We start from the raw sequence: 20,179 nt of genomic DNA on the forward strand, positions 1-20,179 counted from the left end.
GGCAGTGTGTGACCGGTGCAAAGCAGGGACTTGATGACGCTTATGAGCAAAGGCGACCCGCGCTCGATCGTGCGGTCGGCCAGCTCAAGTCGCTGCTGGTGACCGTTCTCGGCCAGATCGAGGACCGGCGCTTGGTCCGCGCCGAGTTCGACGACGTGCGTCCCAAGGCACTCGCAAGCCTGAAGCGTAAAGCCATCCGCCAAGGATGGACGCCGGAGCAGGCGTTGACGCAATGCCCCGATCTCGTCGGCGGGCGTGTTGTCTGCAACAATGTTGAGGATGTCTATCGTTTTGAGGCGCTACTTCGCGAAAATCTGCCCGTTGAGTCCGGCCAAGCCGAGCGCCAGGACTATATCGCGAAGCCCACCAACCAGGGCTACCGGGCGCTTCACCTCAACTTTCGTCTGGATGCTGGCGAGAGTCTCAACCGCGAGATGATCCCCTGCGAGGTGCAAATTCGGTCGCGCCTTCAGGATGCATGGGCCGAAATCTCACACGCCGATCTCTACAAGCAGGCTGGCCTGCCGCCCGATCTGCTGGCACGCGCGAAGGATCTGTCGCGCCTGCTGGCAACCGCCGAGGAGATTGCCGGTGAGATCAGGGCCAGGGTACAGGATGTCACCGAGCCTCCGGAACATCAACCGCGGCTCGATCGCGTGACGGCCGAAGGATTATCCTTCATCTTCAAGGATGTCTTTGGTCGCGCCCCGCCGGCCTACGCTCTCTCGCTTGCTGAGGAAGCCTGCAGCGAACTTGGCGTGACCGCGCTGACGAAGCTTCCAAGAATGCTGAAGCGCGCGGAGTTTCGCGGCAAGCTGGGCGAAGCCTACCGCGCAATCCTTTCCGTCCCGATCGACTCCGAAACCCTCATGCTGGCCGGACTGCATACTCTGGCGCGCGGCGACACTGCGGGCCTGGCCTTTGTTCGCGAGCGCGCCAAGCAGGAATTCGCGGAGATCGAAAACATCGCGCGGCGTGAGATGCAGGCCGAATTGCCGTCGACCGTGGACGAGCTGATTGACGGGATCGATGACCCGCGCGGCGAGGCGGACGTGGCTTCTCTTGCCGATGCCCTGGATGTTGTCGTCACGTGCGCTGCGTGCGGCGCGCCTATACTCGACCCGTACAGCTTCGCGGAGGCGGCCGCGACCCACTACGGGCTTGCGGGTGAGCCGGAACTCGACGCCGTCGAACGGCTCCAAGCGGCCATCATGAACTCGGGAGTCGACACGGGGGATATAGATAATTCTGGTCTTTGCTCTCATTGTGCAGCGCAGTTGGCGAAGGATGATTGAAACGAGAAGGGCGTTCAGCCGAGCCGGGCATTCCGACGCTGCGACGCGCGCCGTCAATCCGCGCCAGAGAGAATCTTGAGATGTTGGCCGACGCGGGCCAGATCGAGAACACTGTGCGGTATCTCGGCGTTGATGTGAAGGATGCGTTGGAGCTAGCCGAGGCGACCGAGGTCTGACCAAGAGCGGCTCCACAGTCAAGGTGGGGCCGCGAACTGCAAGGCGCCCCATTTCAGTCATACGAGATCAGTCATACGAGAAAATTGCCATCAACTCGTAAGCTGACGTTCGTGTTACTATCTGCAGGTATCGAGATGATAAGGGGTAACTGTTGCGGTTGACCGTTCTCCATCCAGAAGTGAAGTTGCTTATCGCCGAATTTGCAGGCGGTTTGATGCCGATTCGCTTGCCCGATGACGAACTACTTTCACTGGTGATCAAGACGCAGAAAGAGGCGATCTTGGCTGCCAAGATGAAGGGGCTCTTTTCGTTCTATGTACCCGCGCTTCCATCCTCGACAGTCATCACCACGTCGCTCATCACGGCGTTTTTCGATGATGATGACGAGCCGTTGACTATCAGAACTCCGCTTTTGTGTGACGACGATTTCTCCCGAGGTATCGTTGAAATCCTTAAGTATGACGAAGTCGACATCTACTTCTTTGATGAGCACAATTACGAGTGGATGAGCTTCAGGACGGTCCTGGAGGATAATGGTAGCTGCCTGATCGGCGACGAGGATATTCATTTGCTTGGATACCATCCGGAGACGGTGAAGAGCATCCATGGCGTGTTGAACGATTGGTTTGGGAGCCGAACTCAAGAAGACGACGAGTGCGCAATCCAGGCGGTGTTCAAGGAGGAACTCTCGCCTCAAGATATTTTCGTCCTCGACATGACACCGGAAGTGAACGGCTATCAAGGCAGCTCAGGATACCGCCACGATACCCTCACCAGAACCGATCCTGGCTATCATCAGGAGCGAGACATTTCGGCTTGCCTGCTGCGTGCTTTCGAGCCGAAGCAGATCATGATGAACCCGAGGCGCAAGGACACCTTCAAGGAAATCCTGGACCACCTCGTCTTGACGGACAAATTGGCGATCCTCATTCAAGCCAAGGATAGCCCGACTAGCGAAGCTGGCATCACTCGCACACTCGAGCGGAAACGGCGCTCCACACATAGCCAGATCGATAACGCGATACGGCAGATCAATGGCGCTTCTCGCTATCTCAAGCGCCAGACAACGGCGAAGTTGGTTGTCGGCGACAACGACGTGGACGTCTCCCTGGGGAAGCGCCGGGTTATCGGACTCGCGATCGTGAAAGAGCTGTTTGACGACGAGGGCGAAGCCTACGCGGCCGCTTGCAGAAAGCTCTCGGGGTTGAACGGCGGTGGTATGGTGATGGACTATAATTCGTTCCATGCTTTCACGCATCGCTTCAGATCAGAAACCGAATTTGTCCGAGCGCTAGAAACGCTGGTCGAGCGTGTGCAGTCGAGCGGCTGGATTAGCGTGAAAGACGAGGTGTTCGCTGGGGTGTTGGATTGGGTGGAGCAGGTGAGGACAAGCGATCCGGATCACTGATTTCAGGCTCGAACATCAAGGGATTTTGGCTTTTCAGCCGAAGTCGAACGAGATAATAATGCGCTCCTTTCAGTTATTACCACAGTGAATTTCTTCTACAAAACCGGACATCGTAGGTGCCTGGATTGAATGCGGGTTTGTAGCCAAATAGCAGCGGTTTGAAAACAGTTGCGATGGCTTCGGTCGGTTATTGCTTTGCTGAGCGACCTCCGCCAGGCAAATGTGTATCCATAGTTACACCCCGGGCTTTGAGGAATGATGCTGGCATGCGAACCAAGCTGAATCGTGAGTTGCGAAATAGCCAGCGCGCCGTCGCAAACAGCTGGAAGCCACGACCATTCTTTCGTGCCCTCTCGCTACTCGGTATAACGGCATGAGCAACGTCAATGTCAAAAGGCTGGTCGATAACATTCGCTCGGGGACCAATGTCTACACGCCGTTGGTCGAACTGGTTGTCAACGCGATTCAGGCGATTGACGAAAAAGACGCCGGGGACGGCCTTGTTCAGATCGAGGTCCTGCGGAACGGACAGGCGGATATCATCGACCGCTTGGAAGACGTTGACGGGTTCGTGGTCCAGGACAACGGCATCGGATTCACAAAGGTGAATCGGGACTCGTTCGATACGCTCTATACCGAGCAAAAGATCGCCGATGGCGGCAAGGGTTTCGGACGGTTCACCTGCCTTAAGTACTTCGACCGGGTGAAGGTATCGAGCACGTTTCAGAACGGCAGCGGCTTTCAGGATCGTTCGTTCAGGATGGGCCTCGACAAGGACATCATCGTTGACGAAAAGATTGCCGGGTCAAGCGCCAAGGAGACAGGGACTGTAATCGAGATTTCCGGCATCAAGTCGGTAAAGTTTCCGGACAAGCGGCTCGAAACCATCAGCCGCGTGGTGGTAGAGCGGCTTCTTCCATACTTCGTTGACAAGGATCGAGCCTGTCCCTCCGTCGTAATTCGCGAGGCAAAGGAAGCTTCCGGGACGCTGTCGCTGAATGACTATCTGGGCAAGGACAGCAGCCAAATTGTCGAGATGAAGATCGATAACGGAACGTTCTCACTCAAGACCAACGAGGATGAGAAGGCATTTCAGGTCCGAGTCTTCAAGTTCTATTCGCCAAGGACGGCCAAGAGTAAAGTCAGCCTCGTCGCTCATCGCCGCGAGGTAACCGACAACCCGCTGCAATCCTATATCCCCGAGTTCGGCGAGGAGTTTTACGAGCCGGGTCTGGACGGAGACCTGTCCAAGGGCCGCAATTTCGTTATCAAGGCCTACGTATTCGGGGACTACCTCAACGACAATGTGTCGCTGGAGCGCGGCGAGTTTCGTTTTCAGACCGATGCGGATCTGCTCAACGGGATTTCACAAAGCGACATCGAACAAAAGGCCGCCGAGATCGCGCAATCCGCCGTGGGGTCCGAGATTGCCGAAAGAAGGCGCCGCAAGGAAGCACGGATCGCGGACTACGTTTCGTCCGACGCTCCCTGGCACCGGAACCTCGCGAACAAGGTGGATTTCAGCGCGCTGCCCATGCGGCCATCAAACCAGGACATCGAGTTGCACCTTCAAAGGAAGAAATACGAGAAGGAGGTGACGACGCGCCTTCAGGTCGCGGCCGTCCTGAGATCGGATAATCCCAGCGAGTTGCACGAAAAAATCACGCAGCTTATGGAGAGCATATCGGAGACTAGTAAGAACGACCTCATACATTACGTCTCGATGCGCAAATGTGTACTCGATTTGTTTTCTAAGTCATTGGAAATCGACACCGATGGGAAGCACAAGTCGGAGGGCGATGTTCACGACATCATCATGCAGCGTAAGAAAGATTCAGAAGACCTCGATTACGATGCGCACAACCTCTGGATTCTAGACGAGAGGCTGAATTTTTCATCGTATGTTTCGTCCGATAAACCACTGAACAAACCGAACGGGGACCGGACGGACATAACAGTTTACAACAGGCGCGTCGCGTTTCGCGGCGAAAACGAATCCAGCAATCCCATCACCATCTTCGAGTTCAAGAAACCCCAAAGAGACAATTTTGCGGACCCGTCTTCAAAGGAAGACCCGGTGCAGCAGATTGTGCGTTACGTCAACCAGATCAGGGAGGGGAAATTCAAGACGCCGACCGGGCGCGACATCCTCGTGAACGACACGACTCCGTTCTACGGATACGTCGTGTGCGACCTGACCGCCAAAGTCAGGAAATGGCTTCATTCCGAGAAGGAGTTCACACCCATGCCGGACGGGCTGGGATGGTTCCGCTGGTTCGGCAACAACAACCTCTACATGGAAGTCATCAGCTGGACGAAGCTCCTTCGCGACGCGGAAATGCGGAACAAGGTATTCTTCAGCAAGCTGGGCATCAGCTGAACAATCATCGATGCGGTTTGATTAACGCCGGAACTTAGGCATCGCTTGGCTGCGCCGGACTATACATCGGCGAAAAAGACCTTGCGTGCCTGATCCTCATGAAGGTCGAAGTATGCCAAGTGTTTCTCCTTGGCAGATACTGACTCTGAGTAGAGCGAGAACGGAAAGTCATCGAAGTTGATCTCCGCACTGACGCCGGAAAAATCCTTATCGTAACAGTCTTGTAAGATTTTGAGGTTCGTCGACGGGAAGCTGTCCGAAAATTCGCGATTAAAGGTCGGCAGAAAGTAACGAATGAGGGAAGCCTCATACAGGGCAACGCGTTCCTTTTCCGTTGTTCCAAATAGCTTGTCGAGCCCGTTACGAATGCGATTCTCGCCTTGAGAGCCATCCTCAGCACGTGGGTTGAAAACCGTAACGACTTGGTTGACAGGCGCAATAGCCAGCATGAGCACCTGGAATCTGTAGCCGTCTGGAACACCTTTTATAGCGATCTCTTGTAATTTCTCATGCTTCATCAAACGATGGAGTGCATTGCGTGATCCATCTTTGCCATAAGCCTGCCCGATATACTTAACTAGGAAATTTCCAGTTCCGAATTTCTTGTTAAGCTTTGCTGTGCATAGGTCCAACGGGGGTGGGCTTGCAAGTCTGCCATCTTTCGACAAGAACCATTGCTCGTCCTTCCAAACGAGCGACACCCCTTGGTCCATTAACCACGCCAAATCGTACGGCTTGCCCAAAACATTGAAGGACATCCGAAGATCTCGGCCTTCGAGTGTAATATTCACCAGATCCATCTTTGGCACGAAACCCACAACGTAGATGTGGCATTTCTTCGTAACTTCAGCAAATTCGTCGCGGCGCTCGCGATCATAGAGTGCTTCGGCCGGTAGGGTGACGTAGCTGAGCGCATAAAGGGTTAGTGCATGCTCGACGTCAAACTTCTTGCCTTCCAGCATCTTGCAACCCATCCTGCATGCAACCCTGTATTCATGTAATCCAGTCTGGCTTTTACTGGAAGTCCCGTGGAATCCGATGACCATCGTAGCCGCACCTTCGGCGACAGCCGATAGGAGCGGAATCGACCCAGTCAAAGTTCGAATTGGGGTTGGCAGCCGATGTCCACTTTCCAAGCTCAGACGGCAAAAGCCGACGGTCTGTCCCCGGCCCCTATCTGTCTTGAGTCCGGCTGATCGGCACATCGCTGCTGGGTGTACTTGATGTCGAGAGCCGGCTGACGGCAGAGATGCCTCGAGGCAGGCAGATTTGTTCCTACACAAGAATGGGATGGTGGGCCCGGAGGGACTCGAACCCCCAACCAAGCGGTTATGAGCCGCCGGCTCTAACCATTGAGCTACAGGCCCACGCCGGCTGGGATATTAAGTTTTTCGAGGCGGTACAAGCCATTCTTACTTGGAACTAGTAGTGAAGTCGGCGTGAACGAAGTCGAAAGCTCGGAGCTCTGAGGCAGAAGGCGTTCCATCGCTCAACCATCGCTTTCCCTGTATTAACTATTGAACACCAGAGGATTTTTGGCATCCAACTCGCCTGGAAGGCGTAGTTTGGTGACTCGTCTGGTCCAACTCGTGGCCGCAGCACGATATCACTCCGATTGCAGACCACTACGGCGTCCATCTCGTCCGGGCCGCTAGCGTTTCTGCGAAAGCGGGCCGAACAACCAGACTTCATCGCTTCCGGTCCGGTATCTCGATTTTCACGTGGCGCATGAAATCTGGGACAGGAACGCTTGCCACGTGTTTAATGGTTTCGGGCCGCTCGAAGGCCGGGGGCTTGCGCGGAGGCCCGGACAGTTGCCGCGTCGGAGGAATGTCTTGTGCCGGCTGCTCTGGTCGGCCCTTGAAACCGAGGCGCATGATTTCGGCGTAGCTCTTAGCATCGCACTGGATCAGCGCCCGCTTGCCGTTGACCAATTCCAAAGCTACGACCTTCAGATGGCGGTTTCCGCCGCCGAGGACGCCTGCTAGCAGGCCAAGCGGACCAAGCGCGATGCCCCCCAGCGCGCCCCAGCCAACTTTGCCCATAATCGAAGTCTGATTGTGTTCGGTGACTATCTCGATGCTGGCAATTTCCTTTGCCGTGTATTCCACGCCGAACGGCCATCCGATGGCTAGGCGATCAGGACGACCAAGTATCGCTGGATTGAATGCGCACCGCGTTCCAGCCTCCCAGTCGCCAGCCAGTATCTTGATGCTCATGCGCTTTCCCCTTCGATGCGATAAACCTGATGCCGCGGGACTTGGATGCCGGACGGCAATGGCACCCGATTGAAAACATCGGCGATCTGGTCGCCATGCTGGGCGCGTAGCTGGCCGGCAAGGTCAACCGGCGCCATAGACAGCCGCGCGAACCATTCCTCGCCCGTGACGGCGTATTGATCGACAATGCGCCTCCACCGGTCGGGGCTTTTGAAACGTTGGTGCAGCGTAAGGTGAATAGATTGGTTGAGCGCGTAGGGATGCCAGTCGTAGTAATTCTCGCTGTGATACTGGACCCGGTCCGTGCGACCGGAGATGCTGCACACTGACGCTTTCGGCATCTGACCGACATCGATCAGGAACGAAACCAGTTGCCAGCCCCGCACGCGCTCAACGTGCGCAAAGCCGTTGTAGACCGGCAGAATACCCCACGACCATTTGCGAAGGCGGGTCATTCGGCTTCGGCTCCGACGACGATTGCGGCAGGCGGTGTACCAGCTTCCAGATCGGCGAGGACATGTGCAGCCTGATCCGCTTGCGCTTGGATGTAAATTATCGGCGCGGTCTCCGCATCGATCATGCCGTTGTCTCACTAAACTGGCTGAGCCTTGGCCGGATCATTGTGATGAAGCGATTTGCGGCATCCTTCAGCCAGAGCAGCTGCTGGTCCTCATCTGCAAAAGCGGACCGAGGCTTAGAGACGCCAAGGTCGGCTTCAAAAGGGTGTTCGGCTCTGACCTGTGCAAAGAGCGGCAAGTCACTCTCACTGCGCAACGTCTCGAGATCTGTTGCAAGCTCATCGAAAAGACGGCGGCCGTCATCGCCCTTCAGGCGGAGGAACAGGCCAATCTCTTCTTTTGCGCCGCTGGATCGGAATGCAGTTAGCCATCCCGCGGGATCTGGCAGTTCCATCTTGACCCAGTTTGCCCCGCCGTGACGCGCTGGCGCTTGGTCGGGGTGGTCAAAACGAACCTCTTCAATGAAGCGCTGCCAAAAAGCGCGGTCCAGGGCTTTGCGCTCGGCTTGTCCCGGATTGATCGTGCGCTCGATCGCTGTCTCGGCGACGTCGCCGGTCTCGCTCGATGTCGGTTCTTCCAGCCTCAGCGGCATACCGGTCTCGGAAATGATCACTCTCTGCTGCAGCACCTCGGTCCGCAGGGGAATGGTTGGGATGATAAGTGTTTGGCCTGAACCGGATGACCAAAGCTGGATTTCGAGGAGCGATAGCTTTGCCAGCCCGGCGCGCTGTCCATTGAGGTGGCTGGCAACCGCATGCAGGTCGGAGCGGATGCCATCACCTGCGATGATCAGGGCGAAGTCGCCATGCGCCAGCGAATTGGTGATGCCATCGACAAAGTCTGCCTCGTCGAGATCCGGCCAGTGTTTTTCTGCTTGAGCAAAAATCGGATTGGCATGCGTAGATCCAAGTTTCTGCTTCAGCCTGGCGGTGAGATCGCCAAAGCTCCAGCTGCGCAGCAAGGCTGCATATTCCACGATCTGGGCGATCACCTCACGCCTGGCCTGGGGATTGCGCCAGAGCTTGCATTCAACCAGCACCAGCCTGCCGGTGCGGGTGACCCCGAGTACATCAAGAAAGACATTACCGCCGGGCCGCGGGATAGGCAGTTCCCTGCAGAGCGGGACAACACCACCGCTGCCGGTCTCTATGCCATCAAGCAAGATCAATTCGGGATGACGAAACAAAAGCTCCTGCAGCCACTTTTCGTCATAGGAAGCTGCGGCCGTCCCGGCCATCCCACCAGATGGCTGCGCAGCGGGGTCAGCGCCAACTAAGTCCGCTGCCAGGGCGGCGCTGTTCGCTGCTCCACGTCGTGCCAATGATCGACGTTGAAGACGAACCGGCTCGGCTCCAGACATGTCCGCCATCAAAAGTGCGGTCATCGCTTGCACCCCGATCGCTGCCTAACAGTCGGCTGCAGAATCCCCATGCGGTCTCGCTCCCGTGGCCCCTGACAAACTCCTGTTCATAGAGTCTGCCGTAGACGAACTACACTTCGTCTCAGACACCAATGCCAAGGTCGGCTTCGTTGTCAACTCGGATTGCCGAAGTCACGCTTCGGGTATGACAAGTTCCTTGAAGCAGGCTATTGGCGCCCGTGTGCAAGCGGCAAGAAAGCGTTCGGGCCTCAGCCAGGAAGCGCTTGCCGCGCATATTAGGCGGACGCCTGAGAGCATTTCCAATATCGAGCGCGGGCTGCAATTGCCGAACGTCGAGACGCTGTCCGAACTCGCGCGCGCTCTTGGCGTGCCATTGACCGAATTTTTTGAAGGGCTGGGCGCGCAAGAGGGCAACGTCTCGCAAGATCACCTGAGGCTGGAAGCCGAGCTGCGCGAGATGACACGCGCCATGTCTCCCAAGCTGCTGCGCGTCGCCGTTGAACAGGTCAGGGTGCTGAGCCTATTGGTTTCATAACTCGGCGCTGGGGCTCTCTTGCAGGATTGGGTATTGCACCCGTCGTCACTCGGGCGGCATAGAGCCGGACAAGAGTTCCTCTGTCTATTGTGCGAATGGCAAATGGCGTTCCCTGCGGACCCGTAGCGTTTGCTAGGAGAGCCTGCGATCCGCCCGCGCCGGCATCGAGTCATGTTCGCTTTACTTGAGCCGTCTCGGACTGCCCGACAGCATTGAAACGGATCGCGGCGACATGAGCCACATCGGCGAACCATGCTGTTCGCTCGCCCGTTGTGGCCGGTTTGCCTGTCGCAGCCTAAGCCCAATGGCGCCCAATACGGAGCGCTATTTCCTCTTTGGCTTCGTCGTTGCCGATTTTGCCGGTTGTTTGGCTGCAGCTCCGGACTTTGCGGAGCGCTTGTGTCCCAACCCCATCTTCTTGGCCATTTCGGATCGCGCCGCGGCATACCCTGGTGCCACCATCGGGTAGGTACTCGGAAGACCCCACTTTGCTCGATATTCCTCAGGTGTCATACCGTGATCGGTCCTAAGATGCCGCTTCAAAGACTTGAATCTTTTCCCATCCTCCAAGCAAATAAGATGATCATATTCGATAGACCTTTTTGGCGACACAGCTGGCTTGGTTTCAACCGGTGTCTTCGGCTGGACAGCAGGTAGTGTTAGTCCTACCAGAGAAGAATAAACACTTGCTATTAGGCCGACCAGGTCTGAAGCTGGAATGGAGTTGTTTGCGACATAAGCGCCAACAACAGCAGATGTTAACCGGATTAAGTCACGTTTTTCGTCGTTCTCGGTTGCGCTCTGTACGTTCATACATGTCTCCATTAACCGAAAAAACTGTAGCTGGATCGGAATTCTTAAGCTTTTAAGAGGCGTTGAAACTTGCACATCAGTACCATACACGGACAAAAGTGTGCGAGTGAGAGAACAAAAATATTCTGTCCTACCCCCGATGGGCAGCCTAAGAGCCGTTGCGCGGGTCAATTTATCTTTGACGGGAACTTGGATTGAGCCGAACTGTTGACGATGGGCGTGATCCGCGGGCCATCTTCAGCTTCTGGGTCGCGTCCAAGAGTTGCTTGCCATAGGGATAACGCGAGCCAGCCAGGTCTACTGCTCCTGATGTCTCGATAGACAGGACAGATGTGCCCGACGTTAGCTGACGCGCGTTGGCGCATATTGGCGTGCAGTGGGCGCAGGTGGAGACGGCTGCCGCCGGCATGGGCACCTGCTTATCTAACCTTGCTGCAGTTCATCGCCATCACATCGCCATCACTCCAGGGGCGCTTAAATAAACGGAATTGGGGTGGCGTGAAATCGACACCAAGCCTGCCGGCAGTTTCTCCGTGAAGGCCGCATGTTTGCGTAGCCTTTGCTCGCGGGTTCGTGGCGCTCGCCACGTCCGTCGGACATTTTTTGGCCTCCCCAGAAGATTTTTTGCGCGCTCCTTTCTGAAATATTGGCCGCGTAAATCATCCCACCAATGCGGCGGGCCAGTTGATCCCTCGTATGACGCTAAAGGTATCGACCTCCAAGCGTATATCGCATCGCGAAGAACGTTGGATTAAATCCAGAAGAAGTCGGATTGTTTATGCGGAACGATTTGGATTACAAAGGATCAAGGTTAAGTCTAAGCCATAACAATTCAAAAGTATTGTTCATCAACTTAGACGTAGAACCGATCCTTTGGCAAGATGCGGTTATCCGGAAAGCTGCAGTAATCCCAATTCTCTAGAGCGATGCTATAGTCATACTTGACAAGGCAGGGCTCCCTGATCTTAATCGCTATCGAGGCTATCACGTCGCAGCGCAGCGACAAGCAGCCTTGGCGGCACAAACGCTGTCGGGACGACCACTAAAACATCACGCAAGCCATTGCCGGGGCAGCAGCATTGTTGCCTTCCGGAGGAGCGGCTTTGCGCCTGGAAAGGACTGTTGTGAAGCCGCCCAAACGACGCCCCTCCGCACCTGCACGGCAGGATACAAACCTTCTCAGTCAAACAAATCGTGGCGCAACAAGCCTGGGCCACAACCATCCCGATTTTTCGGCGCATGAGCTCCATATTGAAATGGTCCCGGTTGACGAGTTGAAGCCGTCGAAACATCGTTCTCGCAAACACAGTGACAAACAAAAGACCATGCTTGCCGGCTCCATCCGCGCCTTCGGCATGATGAAGCCTTTGGTCATCGATCGTGCCGGTCACATCGTGGCCGGGCATGCGATGTGGGACGCGGCCAAGATGATTGGCCTGAAGCAGGTGCCCTGCTTTCGGGCTGACCATCTCAGTGAGGATGAGCTGAGGGCCTATGCGCTCGCAGATAACAAGCTTGCCGAGTTGAGTGAATGGGACGAGGCAGGCCTGAGGGCAGAGCTTGGGCATCTGATCTCGGTCGACTTGCCGTTCGAAATCGAAGTCACCGGGTTCGAGCTTGCCGAGATCGACATCATTCTCGATGGGTCTGCAACGGCGAACGAAACAGTAGATCCTGCCGATATGTTGCCGGAGCCGTCAAACGAGCCGCCGACTTGCCGCTTGTCTGACCTTTGGCATTTGGGCGCGCACCGGCTTTATTGTGGGAGCTCGCTCGAGGCGACGTCATTTGAGGTCCTGCTGGACGGCCATATGGCCGACAGCGTGCATTCGGATGCCCCATATAACGTGGCGGTGAATGGCCATGTCAGCAGCACCAAGAAGCATCCAGAGTTCGGCACTGCCTCTGGAGAAATGTCGCAAAACGAGTTCATCGATTTCCTGGCCACCGTTATGGCCAACATGACTGGCGTTCTGAAAGATGGTGCCATCTTGGCGCTCTGGATGGACTGGCGTCATGCTTTCGAAATCCAGACAGCAGCCCGCAGCAACGGTCTGACGCAGCTCAATCTCTGCGTCTGGAACAAGGTTACGGGCGGACAAGGCTCATTATATAGATCGCAGCACGAGCTGTGCTTCATCTTCAAGTATGGTCGCGCTTGCCACACCAACATGGTGGAACTCGGAAAGCACGGTCGCTATCGCACCAATGTGTGGAACCACAAGGGTCTATCGTCGTTCGGGCGCGGCCGCGACCAGGCCCTGTCCGACCACCCCACGCAGAAGCCGGTCTCACTGACGGCCGATGCGATCCGCGATGTGACCCGCCGCGGCGACATCATCTTGGATCCCTTTCTCGGATCGGGAACAACGCTTATCGCCGCGCACAAGGTCGGCCGTGTTTGCTACGGTATCGAACTGAGCCCAGTTTACTGCGACACGATCATCCGCCGCTATGAAAAGCTCACCGGTGAGGAGGCTATACACCTCGGCACTGGCCTGACGTTTGCGGAACTGCGCCGCCAGCGCCGCGAGACTGCTCCAGCGCCCGCGGTCGTGCCTCCATTGGCGACCACCGGTTTGCCTTCAACCCCTCTGCTTATGAGCCCTGCTGTGCGCCACCGCGCCCGCGCCGCTCTTCCCGAGGCAAGTCATGGCTAAGCTTGCAGATTTATCCTCCGACAATGAGGCTGCCGCCACGGGTTCGGTCCAAAGCCTTGCCCCAGCAAAAGTGACAGTGCGTCATCGCGCCCGCCCTGTTGCCGCTTTGGGAAACGTCTCGACCAATGCAGTCACTCGTGACAGCGGAAATGTCGTGTCCGACCAAGCCGAGGTTTTGTCGACACTTCATGATCCGGCAAACGAGAATAGGGAGGAGGTGCCGGATGCCACTCCGCCACCATCCTATGAAGTGGGCTATGGTCGTCCCCCGAAAAAACACCAGTTTGAAAAGGGCAAATCCGGCAATCCGAAAGGGCGGGGCAAGGGAAACCGCAACATCAAATCTATGGTCCGCGACCTGCTCAACGAGAAAGTCACGGTGACGCGCGATGGCAAGCGCAAGAAGATCGAAACGCGGGAAGCCGTGATGCAGGTGGTCCGCAACAAGGCGCTGAACGGTGACTTGAAGGCGCTGCAGTTCCTCATCGCTTCGGCTGGGGAAACCTCGACCTCCGGAGAGGAGCCGGTGGGCGCTGCCTTGGCTACACTCGTAGAAACCGACCTTGCCATCCTGGCTTTCCACTACCGGTTGGCGCTCGGCGGTGAAGGCTTTGACGATGAGCAGATCGACAAGATCTTTGTCGTTCTGGGACTTCCGGGTGCGTCCCCAGTGGAGATCGTATCTCCTGAACCCGTTCCCCCTGACAGTCCCTCGGACGCCACCGAAGTCGAACAGTCCACTCCATTAGAAATATTAGATCTGCCGTCGCTGGCAGCACCTGCGCGTACCAAGCCCGCAGTCTTCGACTTCTAGGTTTTCGGCCTAATGGTCCCATCCACCATGGAATCTTCACATGACAATTCATGATAACCAACTTAGCAATCGTCTTTACGCTGATCGCCTCTCTGGGCTGGTCAGGGATGATTTTTTCTTGTTCGTCTGGAAAGTCTTCAACCAGCTCAACGGTGAGCGGGAAGCCTTCGTGCCAAACTGGCATGTTCAGGGTATGTGTTATCAGCTCAGCCGGGTCGCCGATGGTGATCTGTCGCGCTTGTTGATCACGGTACCACCCCGTCACTTGAAGACAATTTGTACCTCCGTGGCGCTGACCGCATGGATGCTCGGCAAGAACCCGGCACTGAAGGTGATGTCTGCCAGCTATGGCCAGGACCTGGCCGGCAAGAGCCTGCGTGATCTCATCACGGTGTTGAACAGTCCTTTCTACGAAGCACTGTTTCCGAAAACCCGCATTAAATCTGCGACGCAGCAAGAACTTCGCACCACGACCGGTGGAGGCTACAAGCCGATTTCGGTGGGCGGCGCGGTGACGGGTTTTGGTGCCGACATCATTATCGTCGACGATCTGATGAAGGCTAGCAACGCCACCTCGCCGGTTCGGCGGCAAGAGGCCAAAGACTTCTTCGAGCAGTCTCTCTCCACTCGCCTCGATAACAAACAGAACGGCAAGATCATCGCCATCCAGCAGCGTTTGCACGAGGATGACCTTGCCGCCCACATCATCGACAAAGGCACCTACGAGATCTTGTCGCTACCTGCCATTGCCCTGAAAGATGAGGCCATCCCGATTGGCGCGAACAGGTTTCATTACCGGAACAAGGACGACGTCCTGTTTCCGCAACGCGAGCCGATGGCCACCCTGCAGCGCATGCGCATTGAGCTTGGCAACGCAGCTTTCTCGGCTCAGTGCCAGCAGGACCCGTCGGCACCTGATGGCAATATGATCAACTGGTCACATTTTAAGACCTATGATGAAGCGCCTGACATCCACGAGGGCCAAATGACCGTTCAGTCCTGGGATACCGGCATGTCGGCGCAACCGACGTCCGACTACTCCGCCTGCCTGACATGGCGCTACAAGGACGGGGACTGGTACCTCATCGACGTCTACCGCGCGCGCCTCGACTTCCGCCCCCTGAGAGATATGGTTCTTTATCGGATGAAGAAATTCCGGGCCGATAAGGTGATCATCGAGAGTGCGACGATGGGTCTGCCGCTCATCCGCGATCTGTGTCGCGAACGCCTGGTTGGTGAAAAAATCGACCGCTACATACCACGCTTCGATAAAGAGGTCCGCGCCCTCAGTCAGACAGCGCGGCTCGAAACTGGCAATTTCCTGGTCCCGATGGACAAGCCGTGGCTGGAAGAGTTCCGTCGTGAGTGCTTGGCCTTTCCCAGCGGCAGGCATGACGACATGGTGGATGCCCTAACGCAGTTCCTGGATTGGCTCGGCCAGCGCAGAGGCCTCTACGCCGTCGAGCGGGTCAACTACAAGCGCCGATAGGCCGTCCGTATTCGCCAATCCGCGTGGATTTCCGGAAGGCCAAAGCCAGGATGCACCACTCTGGTGGTCAGCTCCAGTGTAGGCGGGAAACCTTTGATAGCTCGATAATTTATGTAGCCCACCGTCAGCATCATAAAGCTCGCTAACCACGCCCACGATCGTCAAGGAGTGGTCGACTGCAGCAGCTCCGTCTTGCGTTCATTGAGGCGCTGATCCAGTGCGAGGCCGGAGAATGCTGCCGGAATTGAACACCGGCGCCGTGGTCTCTTCGGTAAAGAGCTGGAATTTGACCACACCTGCTACACTCACATGTCAGCTATCATATTGAAAGATATGCAATAATCCGAGCTATTCAACAATGTTGCATCCAAAGAAAAAAGCCGTTGACATTCAATATTGGATGCAAAATAATATTTAAAATTGGGTGCAGGATCGAATCTACCGACAAGGGGGGCAGTCAGCCCCGGAGGGTACTAATATCCAATCTGCTGGCCATCGTGGCGCGCCTAGGCATATAGGTAACTTCCCATCGTCTTGGTGAGCTTCAGGAACTCAGGAACAATGAGTGAGAATCACAACAAAAGAGGAAGAACCGAACGCGAGATTCAGCAGAGAATCCTGCGGGCTATATTTGAGTTGCGTATGCCGCCTGGCGCTCGACTGACGGAGAGTGTTCTCGCGGAAACCTTCAGCGTAAGTCGTACCGTGATCCGTTTGGTGATCGCTAGGCTCACGCAAGATGGCATTCTTGTAAAAAAACCGAATGGCGCAACCTGCATCGCAGCGCCGACCCGGGCTGAGATCGGCCAGGTTCTTCATGTTCGCCGTATGATTGAACCAGTAATTGTTAAAGATCTGTCCGGATCTTACAAGAATTTATCCTTTTCTTCAATCGAAGAGCATTTAAAAAAGGAGGATTCAGCAAGACTTTCAGGAAGTTATGGAGATCTTGTTCGTCTAACTGGTGAATTTCATCTACATCTAGCCAAATTGACTGGAAACAGATTTTTGGTTGATCTTATCGCCCAGTTGCAGGCGTTGGTCTGCCTTGGTGTTCTAATGTATACGCATACCGAAACCGCATGCCCCGAGGATGAACACCGCCAGATCGCCGATGCGATCATGAGAGGAGACAAAAGCTTGGCTGTCGAGCGGATGATCCATCATCTTGATCACATCGAGCAAGCCATACTGTCTTCTTCGAAGAATCATGTCCAATTTAGCGAAACTTTAAAATGGTTGTCCGGAAAATAAATATAAATAGAATCTTCCGGTTACCATAACAAACAACTGAAAATACTGCTGAAAATGCAGATCGGCCTGACTGATAGTCAGGCCGAAGGGGAAATATTTTGTAATAAAATGGAGGAAGAAAATCATGCAAGAGTTCTCTCGTCGACTGTTTAACGAAGACCTGGCCCCGGTACCAATTGCGGATCGTCACTGGGGTGTCTACAGCGTATTTGCGATGTGGATGGCCATTATTCATTCGATTGCGAACTATGCGTTCGCAACCGGTCTTTTTCTGACAGGCTTGAAGCCCTGGCAAATTGTTGTTGCTCTGCTGGTAGGTGTGCTGATTGATTTGTGGTTCATGAACCGTATGGGAGTGATCGGCCATCGGACCGGGGTGCCATTTGCGGTGCTGGCCCGAGCAAGCTTTGGGATCTATGGCGCCAACATTCCTGCCCTCGTCAGGGCAACAATGGCTATCTTTTGGTATGGAATTCAGACATGGCTTGCCTCATCGGCGGTGGTTGTCCTTGCTATTCAAATCTACCCACCTCTTGTTGAGTATAGCAAAGTCTCGATTCTGGGATTGTCTCAAATCGGATGGGTTGCGTTCCTCCTGCTTAGTGCCTTGCAGCTAGTTATTCTTAATCGCGGAATGGAATATATCCGAAAATTGCAAGATTATGTTACAGGTCCGATTGTTTGGATTATCATGATGATTGCCGCGGGCTGGCTGATGCACAAGTCCGGATGGCAATTTTCGTTGAATGTGGGCGTAAAAGATATCTCTGCTGGCGAACAGTTCCATCAAACCCTGGTCGCCATCGGTCTTACGGCAGCCACATGGTTTACATTGATCCTAAACTTTGCCGATTACGCGCGTTTCACAAAGACAGAGAACGGCATGAAATTGGGAAACCGTCTCGGTTTGCCGCTTAACTACGCCGCTTTTGCCTTGGCATCTGTCCTGACCTCGATCGGCAGTTTGATCGTCTTTGGAAAGGCCATCAGTGACCCCGTTGAGTTGATCACGTTCATCGATAATCCAGCGGTAACCATTGTTGGCGCTGTCGCGTTCATTCTGGCGACACTTGGAATTAACGTGGTCGGTAATTTCGTGTCAGCTGCGTACGACATTTCCAATGTCTCCCCAGATAAGATCTCATTTCGGAGAGGTGGGCTTATCAGTGGGATTATCGCAATTGTGATCCTGCCGTGGCATCTTTATTCTAGCCCTATCGTCATAAATTATTTTCTAGGTGCTTTGGCTGCATTTCTTGCCCCGCTCGTCGGGATCATACTGGTGGATTACTACAAGATCAGATCTGAAAAGATCGACGTTGATGCTCTTTATTCGTCAAGCGTCACGTCGAAATATTATTATTATAAAGGTTTTAATCTTAGAGCCATCGCCGCATTTTTGCCGTCGGCAGGGATTTCGTGCGTGCTGGCACTTGTTCCCGCTTTCGCAGTCATTGCGCCCTTCTCATGGATTGTCGGCCTTGTTCTTTCGGTTGCGCTCTACAGCAAGTTCATGAAGCAAGAGACGTCAGTAGGCGCTACTTCTAGTTTGAGTTCAGGCAATGCATCTATTTGAAAATCATTGTAGCATCTTGAAAGTTATGTTGCTTACGTGAGGAACACATGTATAAATACGATCTTTCTGTCAATAATGGGACCGTTATCCTCTCTGACGGCTCGTCTGCATCAGTCAATCTTGGCGTAAAGGAAGGTAAGATTGCTGCTATTTCGTCTGAGGTTATCCTCGCGGAGACGATGATTGATGCCAAGGATAAGACCGTCATTCCCGGCCTTGTCGACCAGCATTTCCATTGCTGGTGGGGTTACGGAGTGGAAACGCATGAAATTAGCACCCGCGCGGCGGCGCGCGGCGGCGTAACAACGCTTGTCGAGATGCCACTTGACAAGCCGGCAACGATTACCAGCGAACTGCTCCGTGTAAAGTTGGAGCAAATCGGCGATCAGTATCACGTGGACTATGCAACTATTGGAGGATATTGCCCGGATCGTCCCGACGAAGTTCATGCAATGGTGCGTGCAGGAGTTGTTGCGATCAAGATTTTTACAGGCGATGTCGCACCACCCGGAATGTTTCCTGGAACACCGGACGGCGAACTCCTTGATCTAATGCGCAGGGTCAAGAAGGAGAACGTGACATTAATGGTGCATTGCGAGAACGCAGGCATCGTCGAGGCCGAAACCGCGCGGGTGCGGGCAGAAGGTAAGGCAGGGCCCAGTGCTTGGGATGAGGCGCGGCCTTGGTTTGCTGAAGTTGACGCAGTGCAACGAATCGCGATTTTGGCCAAAGTAACTGGAGCGCGCGTTATTGTTGTGCATATTTCGACGCCGGAGGCCGTCGACGTTGTAACCGCTGCTAGGCGCGAAGGCGTGGACATCTGGGCAGAAACGCTACCCCATCAGTTGTGTCTCGATTTGGGATCAGGCGGCGAGGACGCACGATTGAAGTGGAATCCGCCACCGCGATCTCGAGCTGCCGTGGACGGTCTCTGGCGGCGCCTTGCCGCTGGCGAAATTCACTCAATTGCTTCCGATCATGCGCCTTTGACAAAGATTGCCGGTGCCGACATTTGGAATCAGAATCCAGGTGCCGGTAACGTGCTGGAGACCATGCTTTCTGTCGTTGCAACTGAAGCCATTTATCATCGTGGAGTAGGCCTAGCGAACCTCGTTGAGGCGATGTCTTCAACGCCAGCCAAAATCCTCGGACTCTACCCCCGAAAGGGTTCTATTCAGGTGGGCGCGGACGCTGACCTCGTCGTTCTTGAGACGAATGGAAGTCGAATCATCGACGGCCAAGCGCTTGAATTCTACGATCAGACGGCTAAATGGTCGCCTTACCATGGCAGGGAAGTGAAGGTGTTTCCGCTCCGCACAATTCTAAGAGGAAGAACTGTGTATGCCGATGGTGAGGTCATCGGCCCTCTTGGGTATGGGGAATACATCACGGTCGCACCAAGCAAAACTTAAGGTTTCTGGTTGACCCATCCCGTCAGATCGGGCGATCCCTTGAAACGGGTGGTATGTTTCAAGGGATCGATAAAATACTCGACATGACGCGCCGCGATCTCCAGTTGAAGGCGCGTGCCGCTGGACGCCCGTGGGATCTGGGAAAGAATTTTGAGAAGTCGGCCTCCCCAATCACCCCTGCGGAACAGTTCGGCCCGGTCGGCCCGCAGCCGATCTGGCGAGACGTTCATGGCCTTTTGAGAGCAAGT

18 protein-coding genes and 1 tRNA gene are annotated in these 20,179 nt (G+C 55.1%); 11 read left to right on the top strand and 8 right to left on the bottom strand.

Annotated features, from left to right (window positions below):
* Positions 1-8: 8 nt before the first annotated feature.
* The 4 genes from CO731_RS03405 to CO731_RS03420 all read left to right on the top strand — a co-directional run bounded on the left by CO731_RS03405 (position 9) and on the right by CO731_RS03420 (position 5,260).
* Positions 9-1,295: a RelA/SpoT domain-containing protein gene (locus CO731_RS03405; RefSeq protein WP_159091545.1), complete on the top strand. Its 1,287-nt coding sequence runs from the start codon at positions 9-11 to the stop codon at positions 1,293-1,295.
* The gene (locus CO731_RS28960; protein ID WP_199914658.1) at positions 1,292-1,471 is read left to right on the top strand and encodes a hypothetical protein; all 180 of its coding nucleotides are present in this window, start codon (positions 1,292-1,294) and stop codon (positions 1,469-1,471) included. Before CO731_RS03405 ends, CO731_RS28960 begins: the two co-directional genes overlap by 4 nt.
* Before the next feature lie 152 nt (positions 1,472-1,623).
* Positions 1,624-2,880 (top strand): hypothetical protein, encoded by a 1,257-nt coding sequence (locus CO731_RS03415; RefSeq protein WP_199914551.1) that lies wholly within the window; start codon positions 1,624-1,626, stop codon positions 2,878-2,880.
* A 373-nt stretch (positions 2,881-3,253) separates the two neighbouring features.
* The gene (locus tag CO731_RS03420) at positions 3,254-5,260 is read left to right on the top strand and encodes an ATP-binding protein (protein WP_108605963.1); all 2,007 of its coding nucleotides are present in this window, start codon (positions 3,254-3,256) and stop codon (positions 5,258-5,260) included.
* Between the two features lie 59 nt (positions 5,261-5,319).
* On the opposite strand, the gene CO731_RS03425 is transcribed toward CO731_RS03420, so the two are convergent.
* The 6 genes from CO731_RS03425 to CO731_RS03445 form a co-directional block, all read right to left on the bottom strand.
* Positions 5,320-6,222, bottom strand: a complete 903-nt coding sequence (locus tag CO731_RS03425; RefSeq protein ID WP_108679407.1) for a hypothetical protein — start codon at positions 6,220-6,222, stop codon at positions 5,320-5,322.
* A 329-nt stretch (positions 6,223-6,551) separates the two neighbouring features.
* A tRNA-Ile gene (locus CO731_RS03430) sits at positions 6,552-6,627 on the bottom strand.
* Between the two features lie 321 nt (positions 6,628-6,948).
* The gene (locus tag CO731_RS03435) at positions 6,949-7,479 is read right to left on the bottom strand and encodes a hypothetical protein (RefSeq protein WP_108605965.1); all 531 of its coding nucleotides are present in this window, start codon (positions 7,477-7,479) and stop codon (positions 6,949-6,951) included.
* Positions 7,476-7,934 (bottom strand): hypothetical protein, encoded by a 459-nt coding sequence (locus CO731_RS03440; protein ID WP_108605966.1) that lies wholly within the window; start codon positions 7,932-7,934, stop codon positions 7,476-7,478. Before CO731_RS03440 ends, CO731_RS03435 begins: the two co-directional genes overlap by 4 nt.
* Complete coding sequence (locus CO731_RS29495) at positions 7,931-8,059, bottom strand: hypothetical protein (RefSeq protein WP_256371655.1); 129 nt, start codon at positions 8,057-8,059, stop codon at positions 7,931-7,933. The genes CO731_RS03440 and CO731_RS29495 overlap by 4 nt, the downstream gene beginning before the upstream one ends.
* Positions 8,056-9,381 carry a hypothetical protein gene (locus CO731_RS03445; RefSeq protein WP_159091546.1) on the bottom strand — a complete coding sequence of 442 codons (1,326 nt, stop codon included), beginning with the start codon at positions 9,379-9,381 and terminating at the stop codon, positions 8,056-8,058. Before CO731_RS03445 ends, CO731_RS29495 begins: the two co-directional genes overlap by 4 nt.
* Positions 9,382-9,442: 61 nt before the next feature.
* Here CO731_RS03445 and CO731_RS03450 point away from each other — a divergent pair, with 61 nt between their 5' ends.
* Positions 9,443-9,913, top strand: coding sequence for a helix-turn-helix transcriptional regulator (locus CO731_RS03450; RefSeq protein WP_108605968.1), 471 nt, complete (start codon positions 9,443-9,445; stop codon positions 9,911-9,913).
* A gap of 324 nt (positions 9,914-10,237) precedes the next feature.
* On the opposite strand, the gene CO731_RS03455 is transcribed toward CO731_RS03450, so the two are convergent.
* Positions 10,238-10,726 carry a MucR family transcriptional regulator gene (locus tag CO731_RS03455; RefSeq protein WP_108609605.1) on the bottom strand — a complete coding sequence of 163 codons (489 nt, stop codon included), beginning with the start codon at positions 10,724-10,726 and terminating at the stop codon, positions 10,238-10,240.
* 1,124 nt (positions 10,727-11,850) lie between these two features.
* On the opposite strand from CO731_RS03455, the gene CO731_RS03460 reads away from it, so the two are divergent.
* From CO731_RS03460 to CO731_RS03485, 6 genes are all read left to right on the top strand, one after another.
* A complete protein-coding gene (locus CO731_RS03460) occupies positions 11,851-13,386 on the top strand; it encodes a site-specific DNA-methyltransferase (RefSeq protein ID WP_159091547.1) in 1,536 nt (511 codons plus the stop codon).
* Positions 13,379-14,200 (top strand): DUF5681 domain-containing protein, encoded by an 822-nt coding sequence (locus CO731_RS28570; RefSeq protein ID WP_159091548.1) that lies wholly within the window; start codon positions 13,379-13,381, stop codon positions 14,198-14,200. The genes CO731_RS03460 and CO731_RS28570 overlap by 8 nt, the downstream gene beginning before the upstream one ends.
* 40 nt (positions 14,201-14,240) lie before the next feature.
* The gene (gene terL / locus CO731_RS03470; RefSeq protein WP_108605971.1) at positions 14,241-15,689 is read left to right on the top strand and encodes a phage terminase large subunit; all 1,449 of its coding nucleotides are present in this window, start codon (positions 14,241-14,243) and stop codon (positions 15,687-15,689) included.
* Between the two features lie 561 nt (positions 15,690-16,250).
* Positions 16,251-16,943 carry a GntR family transcriptional regulator gene (locus tag CO731_RS03475; RefSeq protein WP_108605972.1) on the top strand — a complete coding sequence of 231 codons (693 nt, stop codon included), beginning with the start codon at positions 16,251-16,253 and terminating at the stop codon, positions 16,941-16,943.
* A 124-nt stretch (positions 16,944-17,067) separates the two neighbouring features.
* Positions 17,068-18,519 (top strand): NCS1 family nucleobase:cation symporter-1, encoded by a 1,452-nt coding sequence (locus tag CO731_RS03480; protein WP_108605973.1) that lies wholly within the window; start codon positions 17,068-17,070, stop codon positions 18,517-18,519.
* Positions 18,520-18,566: 47 nt separating this feature from the next.
* On the top strand, positions 18,567-19,931 hold the full coding sequence (locus tag CO731_RS03485; protein ID WP_108605974.1) for an amidohydrolase family protein: 1,365 nt from the start codon (positions 18,567-18,569) through the stop codon (positions 19,929-19,931).
* Here the strand turns inward: CO731_RS03485 and CO731_RS29570 are convergent.
* Positions 19,928-20,161, bottom strand: a complete 234-nt coding sequence (locus CO731_RS29570) for a hypothetical protein (RefSeq protein WP_159091549.1) — start codon at positions 20,159-20,161, stop codon at positions 19,928-19,930. The two genes, CO731_RS03485 and CO731_RS29570, sit on opposite strands and share 4 nt — an antisense overlap.
* Positions 20,162-20,179 lie beyond the last annotated feature (18 nt).

Origin of the sequence: Aminobacter sp. MSH1, from assembly GCF_003071665.1 — a bacterium.
GTDB classification, from domain to species: domain Bacteria; phylum Pseudomonadota; class Alphaproteobacteria; order Rhizobiales; family Rhizobiaceae; genus Aminobacter; species Aminobacter niigataensis.